This window comes from Anaerospora sp., from assembly GCF_032013335.1.
Taxonomy (GTDB): Bacteria; Bacillota; Negativicutes; order Sporomusales; family DSM-15969; genus Anaerospora.
In genome coordinates this window covers 1-8,639 of the sequence record NZ_DALZUO010000051.1, presented here as the reverse complement: position 1 = coordinate 8,639, position 8,639 = coordinate 1, and the positions used below count along the sequence as shown (strand labels likewise).

Annotated in this window: 8 protein-coding genes; 5 read left to right on the top strand and 3 right to left on the bottom strand. The window is 40.9% G+C overall.

The window, feature by feature from the left end:
* Nucleotides 1-1,399: MFS transporter (locus RTR76_RS20845; protein ID WP_312524533.1), on the top strand; the 1,399-nt coding region annotated here is incomplete at its 5' end.
* A gap of 58 nt (nucleotides 1,400-1,457) precedes the next feature.
* Here the strand turns inward: RTR76_RS20845 and RTR76_RS20840 are convergent.
* Nucleotides 1,458-1,940, bottom strand: coding sequence for a CarD family transcriptional regulator (locus tag RTR76_RS20840; RefSeq protein WP_312524532.1), 483 nt, complete (start codon nucleotides 1,938-1,940; stop codon nucleotides 1,458-1,460).
* A gap of 416 nt (nucleotides 1,941-2,356) precedes the next feature.
* Between RTR76_RS20840 and RTR76_RS20835 the strand changes: the two genes are divergently transcribed.
* Entirely contained in the window at nucleotides 2,357-3,973 is a 1,617-nt protein-coding gene (locus RTR76_RS20835; protein ID WP_312524531.1) for an ATP-binding protein, read from the top strand.
* Nucleotides 3,974-4,028: 55 nt separating this feature from the next.
* On the opposite strand, the gene RTR76_RS20830 is transcribed toward RTR76_RS20835, so the two are convergent.
* Together RTR76_RS20830 and RTR76_RS20825 are read right to left on the bottom strand one after the other, a co-directional pair.
* The gene (locus RTR76_RS20830) at nucleotides 4,029-5,606 is read right to left on the bottom strand and encodes a DUF4127 family protein (RefSeq protein WP_312524530.1); all 1,578 of its coding nucleotides are present in this window, start codon (nucleotides 5,604-5,606) and stop codon (nucleotides 4,029-4,031) included.
* 231 nt (nucleotides 5,607-5,837) lie between these two features.
* Nucleotides 5,838-6,701, bottom strand: coding sequence for a LysR family transcriptional regulator (locus RTR76_RS20825; protein ID WP_312524529.1), 864 nt, complete (start codon nucleotides 6,699-6,701; stop codon nucleotides 5,838-5,840).
* A gap of 135 nt (nucleotides 6,702-6,836) precedes the next feature.
* On the opposite strand from RTR76_RS20825, the gene RTR76_RS20820 reads away from it, so the two are divergent.
* The 3 genes from RTR76_RS20820 to RTR76_RS20810 all read left to right on the top strand — a co-directional run bounded on the left by RTR76_RS20820 (nucleotide 6,837) and on the right by RTR76_RS20810 (nucleotide 8,424).
* Nucleotides 6,837-7,028, top strand: a complete 192-nt coding sequence (locus RTR76_RS20820; protein WP_312524528.1) for a hypothetical protein — start codon at nucleotides 6,837-6,839, stop codon at nucleotides 7,026-7,028.
* A gap of 179 nt (nucleotides 7,029-7,207) precedes the next feature.
* The gene (locus RTR76_RS20815; protein ID WP_312524527.1) at nucleotides 7,208-8,080 is read left to right on the top strand and encodes a radical SAM protein; all 873 of its coding nucleotides are present in this window, start codon (nucleotides 7,208-7,210) and stop codon (nucleotides 8,078-8,080) included.
* A gap of 17 nt (nucleotides 8,081-8,097) precedes the next feature.
* Complete coding sequence (locus RTR76_RS20810) at nucleotides 8,098-8,424, top strand: DUF1904 family protein (protein ID WP_312524526.1); 327 nt, start codon at nucleotides 8,098-8,100, stop codon at nucleotides 8,422-8,424.
* Nucleotides 8,425-8,639: the final 215 nt, after the last annotated feature.

Below are 8,639 nucleotides of genomic sequence, written 5' to 3'. Positions count from 1 at the left end.
GGGTATGTGTATGAACTTGCAGTTGTCGTTAGAGTCAGCAGTACTAGTAGTCGTTATGGTTACTTCTTTTTTGGCGCCGTTTATGGGGAGTTCTATTAATCTTGCCATACCCGCTATTGGAACTGAATTTAATGGGTCGGCTACAATGCTTAGCTGGGTAGTAGCCGGTTATTTACTTGCTTCAGCGGCTTTTTTGCTGCCTTTTGGCAGGCTGGCAGATATTGTAGGGCGAAGAAAGATTTATATTACAGGCATAGTCTTATTTTCGTTGTTTGCCCTAGTGTCAGGGTTTGCCTGGTCAATAGAATCTATGATATTTTTTAGAACTTGTCAGGGCGCAGCCAGCTCAATGATTTTCAGTACGGGCATTGCTATTGTAACATCCGTTTATCCGCCGGAGAAACGCGGCCAAGCCATGGGGCTTACAGCAGCAGCTACTTATGTTGGTCTATCGCTGGGGCCTGTCTTAGGTGGTTTTATGAATCACTATTTTGGATGGCGAAGTATTTTTTATTTTACGGCATTCATTGGACTCGCTGCTGCGTCATTAGCTGCATGGCGCTTAAAAGGAGAATGGGCCGGAGCTAAAGGCGAAAAGTTTGATTTTATCGGCAGCCTTTTTTGTATAAGCTCGCTTAGTGCAGTTCTCTATGGATTTTCGGAGGTCTCACAAAGCTATTGGGGAAAATATATTCTTGGGCTGGGTTTGTTGCTAATAACTGGATTCATTTATTACGAATCAAAACAAAAATATCCGATTTTTCATGTTGAGTTATTTTGTGATAACAGAGCTTTTGCATTTTCCAATCTTGCAGCGATGATTAACTATAGTGCCACTTTTGCTGTTGCCTTTGTATTATCGCTGTATCTTCAGGTAGTGATGGAATATGATTCCCAATTAGCAGGACTGATTTTATTATCTCAGCCTCTTATTATGGTGATTTTTTCTCCTTTGGCTGGTGCTCTTTCTGATCGGATTGAGCCGGCAGTAGTTGCGTCCTGGGGAATGGCATTGAGCACGCTGGGACTATTCCTTTTTAGTTTCATTGCTAAAGATACTTCTCTCTGGCTGCTTGTTGCTAATCTAATTCTTATTGGGCTAGGGTTCGCTTTATTTGCATCCCCTAATAATAATGCGATTATGGGAGCGGTAGAAAAGAGATTTTACGGCATAGCGGCCGCTTCCCTGGCAGCAATGCGGTTGATTGGCCAAACCGTAAGCATCGCTATTGTTACAATGCTGCTATCTGTTCATGCAGGCGGAGCCAATACGGGAATTAATTCTTCAGAAATGATCCAGGCAGGAGCTCATACGGCCTTTTTGGTTTTTGCAGGAATTTGTGCCGTAGGAATTTTTGCCTCGTTAGCCAGGGGAAATGTTAATAAGCGCGAGCGATAAACGGTAATAATAAAACGACTCATCTGCAGTTCGCAGATGAGTCGTTTTATTATTTGACCTAGATAATATCAATTATCTCGTTTACTAATGAAGTAGCTTGATCATGCTCAATTCCCTTAACTAAAACGACTTCACTTATTAGTATTTGGCGGGCATTATCCAGCATGTTTGAATCTACCATGCTCAGCTTTTTTTTGTTATTACTGCGCACTAAATCGCGGATAACTTCTGCTGTTTCATAGATGTCGCCGCTTTTAATTTTGTTAAGATTAATCTTGTGGCGCTGGTTGTCGCTGATCGAGGTGTCGGTTTCCCCCGTGGGGAGCATAGTCAGCATGTTATCAAGCTTTGCCGGATCGACAATATGGCGTAGCTTTAGATTGTCAGTTTTGTTAACAGGGATCATTACTTGCATGTTTCTGTGCAGAATGCTTACTACATAGTAAGCCTGAACTTCGCCAAAAATTTCTTTATCTTCGATGGTGGAGATAATACCACCGCCATGCATTGGATAAAAAATCTTATCGCCTACTTTAAACATGAGTCACCCCCATTAACTGCCGTTTATCTTAGTATATAATAAGAGGCAATTAATAGCAAACAAAAGATAAATTTTATCATAATCTAGATATTACGTCAACGTTAATTTCGTGGAAAAGTTGAATAAATTATTGCTAGGTCACCGGGTAAAGGAGGTAATACTTATTTTGTATAATAAGGAATGCCCGTAAAAAAAGTGGAAAATATAAATGATTATGTCGATTCTTCTGGATTATTAGGTAAATATTGATAAAAATAGCGCTTAATTAGCAGGGAATTCAGATAAAATTAGGGAATAGCTATTTCATTATACGTCGTTTTAACTTGATAAAGTAACGTATTTTAGAACACGGTAGGCTCGTAACCGTGTTTCTTTCGTTGGCTTTGAAACTATTGATAGCGTGGGGTGGCCAGTTGATGCTGCAATTAATCCAGGAATATATATCGAAATTAACAGAAGTTGACAAGCAACTTGAAAAGTTAATGACTGATCGTAAAATAATTGAGACTGAATTATCTGCGCTAACTACTGCGATTAAAAATCAATCTGAGGTTTTCGGAAAAATAATTTCACTAAGTCATGATTGTGCCTTTATTCTGGATGGACATAGTCGATTTACATACGCCAGTATATCAGGAGCACAACTGTTTGGCTTGAAGCAATTAGACGTAATTGGTAAAAATTGGCGGGAATTAGGTCTGCCGAGGGAAATCATGATCCCCTTTGAAGCCCATTTAAAGACAGTGTTTCTATTAGGGACTTCTATGTCAAAAGTTGCTAAGGTTGCATTTCCTCATGGGATTCGTTACCTGGAATATTTCTTAAATCCTATATTTGGAAGAAATCATGTTGTAGCAGCTGTTTTTTGTGTGGCACGGGATGTTACGCAAAATAAGGAATCAGAGACTATTCAGCAGCAGTTGACGCTGCAATACATTAATGAAGCACAGCGATTGCAGCAATTGATTGATACGGCGCCGCTTGCAATTCTCACTGTTGACAGCGAAGGTTTTATAACAGCAATTAATAATACGGCAATCCAGCTTTTGCCGCAAATATATAATCGCTTTAAATCGTCGCAGGTTCATCAGATGTCTATGGCAATTCAGGAGGATTATGCTGATGATCTGTTAATTGCACGGGCGTTGCAGGGAGAGGAAATAAACTCGCGGTTATGTCAGCGCGGTGAAAAGTGTTTTTTAGCCAGTGTGCATCCTACCCGCGAACCGGCCAGCGGTAAAATAATCGGGGCAGTGGCTTTTTATCAGGACATTACCGAATTAGAGCAGCTACGTAAAGAGCTTGCTAGGCTGGATCGCCTGAATTTGATTGGCGAAATGGCTGCAGGCGTAGCTCATGAGATTCGCAATCCAATGACGGTGGTAATGGGATATATACAGATGCTTGCTGCTAAAGCAGAAGATGAGCAGCGCGAAAAGTATGCTATCATTATGGAAGAGTTAAACTGCATTAATACCATTGTTACTGATTTCTTGTCACTTGCAAAGAATAAGGCGGTAGTGAAGGAAGAACAAAATATTAATTCAATCATCAACAGTATTGTGCCATTATTACAGGCAGATGCAGCAAAGCATGATATCGAAGTAGTATTGAACCTGGAAGAAGCAATGCCAATGTTATTGTTGAATGAAAAAGAAATGAAGCAATTGATTTTGAACCTTTCCCGCAATGCAATAGAAGCAATGACCGCCAAAGGGAAATTGTATATTAAAACGAAGGTAAGACCTGATAAGGTTGAATTAATAACAATAGACAATGGCTGTGGAATTGATCAAGAGTACATGAGTAAGATTTTTGATCCGTTCTTTACGACGAAAGATTGTGGTACCGGTCTTGGATTAGCAGTATGTTACAGCATAGTCGAACGGCATGGCGGAAAAATCGACATGAAATCGACAGTGGGAGCTGGAACTACCTTTATCATATCCTTTCCTCGCATTGAAGGAGAGCGACCAGGTAAAGTCGGTATTAGTACTGATGCTGACAAATGGCTTGAACCTACGTTTGATTAATAAGACCGCTTTAAAGGAGTGATTCTCCAATAAAGCGGTCTTTGATCATCTTATTTTAATGACTGTCATGATCCGGCTCAGGCGATAAAAATATAATCTCTACTTCAAATAGACGACTCCAGGGAAAGGTGACTTGTATAGAGTCAGGCTTCAGCCAGAGTTGCTTTGAGGCGAAATTACGAAGCTTTTTTTGTACTAACGCCTCCAGCTCAGTATTTGGCTGATCGAGATATCTCACATTGTCATCACGCAAATCGGACTGCTCTCGGTAAATTTCCTTGCGGACATTAGCCTGATAGGCCCAGTCATCAAGGTAACGGACGGCTAAAAGCTTTAGGCGTTCTGTATCATTGGTTGTCTTTGCCATTAAACCCTGGCCGATTGCATAACCAAGGGTATTGCTGGCAGTATTCCAGCCGGAATATGCGCTAAGCCGAGTGAGCAGACGGTTATTGTTTAGCTCAGTCATCAGGGCGTTATCGGCTCCGTTGGCGAAAGCAACATCAACTACGGCTACCGGTATGGAAGCAGAAATGTTATTTCTTATAGTAGCTACAAATTGACGGGTACTTGATAATATGGCCGGAATATTATCAAGCAGCTCAGCCTCTTCTGTTACGGCAGCAAGTGGTGTATTTATCGCTAACAATAAATCGGGACGCTGATCAGCAGTTCCGACGATGCCGCCTGCAGCAATTATATGCTCAGTAACAGTCTGGTTAAAAGGCTGATCCTCATAGCGGGGAATCGTCGCGCCTGCGGTACCAAGCGCGTAATATGGCATTATTATAGGGGTCGCTTTGTTTAACGTATTATAGGCTCTGGCAAGCAATATCATGCCTAACTGATCGGCACCGGGAAAAGAAGTAAATTTTTGTACAGATAAATCGCTGGCCAGTTGTTTCAACATACGTCCTTCTTTATGGGACTGTGAGAAAACAGCTGTATCATCACGGCCGGCAATGAAATAGTCAATAACGCCTGTTCGCGTGAGATTGATTAATTGGGAATTGATTTGATAGTTCTTAGCTCTTCTATTCATCCAGTCTGCCAGTATATCGGCGGGGAGGGTGGCAGATGCTGCTTGCAGTTGCCAGCGCTCTGCATCTGTTAAACCTGAAGTTTCTGCTTTATCTTGCAAAGACGTAACCAGAAAAATGGTGCTGCCGTATTTGCCGTAATAAGCTGGCTCTACAGGACTGCCGCTTGCTTTAGGAGATCGCATAATTGTGCTGAAAGTATATAAAGGAGTTTGTGGGCAAAGTTTTTTGAGCTGATTGAAACGTTTTAAACGCCATTCGAGCACAACGCTGCTGAATTCATGGACTCGTGAGTCTACTAAGCCTCCATAAATTAAGGAGTCTGCTGACAGGACTAGAGCATCAGCCTGCCCTGCATTTGTAAGTACCCACTCCCATAACCGTTCGGGATCGCCTTCACGGCTGCGACCAGCTAAGTATTCTCTAGGGGGGACCAGGACAGTATATCCGGCAGCTGCTACTGTATCGACAGCTGATTGGAAACTTACTGGACGATCATCTGCAGGAACATACAAAATAGTTTGTGCGGACACTGGCAGCGCCATTGTTAAAAAGAGGCATAAAAAAAGTATATGCCGCAACATCTTTTTCATTAGTCGTCACCTTCTACATTTTATCTACTACGTAATATCTATTATACATAGTAAATGAAAAATCCTGTCACTATTTGACATTCTATCGTCAGACTAGGCCTAATAAAATTGAATAATAGTTACAAACCGCGAACGATAGCGTGCAAACAAAAAGTAAATTATTTAGATACATTCGTAATAGTGGCTTCTTGACTGTTTATGGGGTGGATCCTGGGCATAACGGACATTTAATTAAGTATTGACAAAATCAATAAATAATTTAGTTGCTTTTGATAGGTAACGCTCTTTGTTCCAGGCTAATGCTATCTGGTACATGAGTGGTTCGACTAAAGGACGGGTAATAATGGTGCCATGCTTTTTTGCAACCTCGTCGACAAGAAAAGATATCCCCACTCCTTGTTCAACAAGACTGCGCACAGTTTCAATCTGACTTGAGCTGAATACAATATTAGGGTTAAACTGGTATTTTTGACACTCTGCTAAAATTAGCTGCCGGCTATAAGAGTCTTCTTTTAGTAGTACGAAGCGTTCGTTGCGCAGATCGGTAAAGGGGATTTTATCGAGTTTGCTTAAGGGATGGCCGGGAGGAAGACAGACAAGAATTTGACCGGTTGTGATGCTGGCAGTTGCCAGACAGTTAGATGTGTGAGAAGTAATCATGATTCCTAGTTCGATATCGCCCCGCTCTAAATAATGGGGAATGGTTAAAGAGCCTGCCTCCACTACGGTCAGTTTGAAATTTGGATATAGTTGTTGAAAACGCGCAAAAAGGGTAGGGAAAGGAAAGGCGCCAATTGTGGAAGGTACACCGATTTTAATGGAACCTTTTTGTAATATTCGATAGTCATTCATTTCTATCGTTGCATCATGAAGACGGCTTAAAATATCATTTATGCGCTGCAAAAAAACCTGGCCTTCTGTAGTCAGTGTAATTTGTCGTTGCGTTCTATCCAGCAAGGTTACGCCGAGTTCTTCTTCCAGTTTTTTTATTGCAATTGTGATTGATGGTTGCGCTACATGTAATTCAACTGCGGCTTTCGTAATGCTGTTGCACCGGCAAACCATTTGGAAGTATTCCAGTTGTCGCAATTCCATTGTCATGCCTCCAATAGATAGTTATAAACTATTCTAACATAGTTTATCGATATTTTTAATTAATATAATATCGAATTATACTATAACCATACCGATTGTTTTCGGAAACTAAATGCCTAACTAAAGGGGTGGATAATGGTGGAGCATACAAGTGCTGATAAGGCAGGCTCAAGAGAAGAAATGTTTGATCTGGCGATTAATAGTTTAAATTGTGGGAAGCTTACTAAACTAATTATGTCCCGTCATTCCATCATCAGTGAGGACATTCGCTATGTTGCATTTAATTGGGCAGATATTAATATCTTTCTTAAGCTAGGAGAACGATAGTTTTAAATGTTACCCTATGTTTATACGGACTCATCAGTGTGCGAGCAACTGATGAGTCTTTTTTATATAAAGGCGTCTATCTGACGATTAAAGATGTATTCATTGCATGGAAAAAAATTCGGGAATAACGTACAATTACAGTAGCTGCAGATGTAAGAACGAAAGGGGAGAAATACAAGTTGCGCTATGAAGGTGTTGTATATCGCCCGCCTAGTGAGGCTAGCAGCCTGATCATTCAGGCAACTATTGGTTGTCCACACAATAAGTGTACTTTTTGTGCCATGTATAAAGATAAAGCTTTTCGCATACGTTCAGTGGAAGAAATAAAAACAGATTTAAGACTTGCTCAAGCTCAATATGGCAGTACCGTAGATTCAGTATTTTTTGCTGATGGTAATACGATTCTTATGAGAACAGAGCAGCTGGAGGACATATTTTGCTATACCCAGCAGTTGTTTCCTGCTAACAAGAGAATCACGTTATATGGCTCCACTCAATTTATTAACCTCAAAAGTGAGGGTGAATTTGAGCGTTTGAAGAAAGCGGGCTTAAGTAGAATACACTGCGGTATTGAAAGTGGCGACGATATAACCTTAACCCGGATTGCCAAAGGAGCCGATGCTGCAGCTGTAATAACAGCCGGAAAGAAAGTCCGTGCAGCAGGTATTGAACTTAGTGAATATATTATGATTGGTATTGGAGGAAGGGAGCGTAGCGGGGAACATGCACTTGCCAGTGCCCGGGTACTAAATGAAATTAATCCGGAGTTTATTCGCCTGCGGACATTTATTCCAATGGAGGGGACGATACTGTATGACCAATGGTCTAAAGGCAAGTTTGGCTTGCTTAGCCCGTATGAAGCATTGCGGGAAACGGAACTGCTTATTTTGAACTTGCAGGCGACGAGCCTCTTGTATAGCGACCATGCATCGAATTACGCTTATGTAAATGGGCGTTTGCCTATCAATAAGCAGGCGATGATTGATACCATTCATAAACTTTTAACAATGCCGGAAGATTCATTCCGTCCGCCTGAATATGGCGGACTATAACGGGGAGGAACTTATTAATGCCGCAAATCATCATTCGAGGTATGTCCCAAGAGGATGTTAAGTCAATAAGTAAGCAATTGGTAACAGAGTTGACAGAGTGTATCGGTTGCCCCAGAGAATATTTTACGATTGAACTTCTCCAAACGATATGTATTTCTGAGGGTGAAGTGAGTAAAAGCACGCTCTTTGTCCAGGTTAATTGGTTTGACCGTGGCCAGGCGGCGCAAGATCAGGCAGCGGCGATTCTTGACCGGAATATTCGTAATGTCGGTTACAGTGAGATTGAAATATATTTTCTTGTATTAGATGAGAATAAGTATTACGAAAATGGATGTCATTATTAGATTCGGTATTCACAGCCTCTAAAGCTAATAATTACTGAGAAAGTGGTATAAAATTAGCTTTTTAATTGCTATTTATATCACTTTTCTTATTGTTTTATCCTTTTAAGTGACAGCCCTTTTTCGTTAAAAATATACGGTTATGTACTTTTGTCATCGCAACAAAAGTACATAACCGTATATTTGCCTATTACTATATTCCGGGAAACAAAAATAGA

Excerpts from the sequence above, each read along its gene's own strand:
- RTR76_RS20840 (WP_312524532.1), bottom strand. The coding sequence starts at position 1,940 with ATGTTTAAAGTAGGCGATAAGATTTTTTATCCAATGCATGGCGGTGGT.
- RTR76_RS20835 (WP_312524531.1), top strand. The coding sequence starts at position 2,357 with ATGCTGCAATTAATCCAGGAATATATATCGAAATTAACAGAAGTTGAC.
- RTR76_RS20830 (WP_312524530.1), bottom strand. The coding sequence starts at position 5,606 with ATGAAAAAGATGTTGCGGCATATACTTTTTTTATGCCTCTTTTTAACA.
- RTR76_RS20825 (WP_312524529.1), bottom strand. The coding sequence starts at position 6,701 with ATGGAATTGCGACAACTGGAATACTTCCAAATGGTTTGCCGGTGCAAC.
- RTR76_RS20820 (WP_312524528.1), top strand. The coding sequence starts at position 6,837 with ATGGTGGAGCATACAAGTGCTGATAAGGCAGGCTCAAGAGAAGAAATG.
- RTR76_RS20810 (WP_312524526.1), top strand. The coding sequence starts at position 8,098 with ATGCCGCAAATCATCATTCGAGGTATGTCCCAAGAGGATGTTAAGTCA.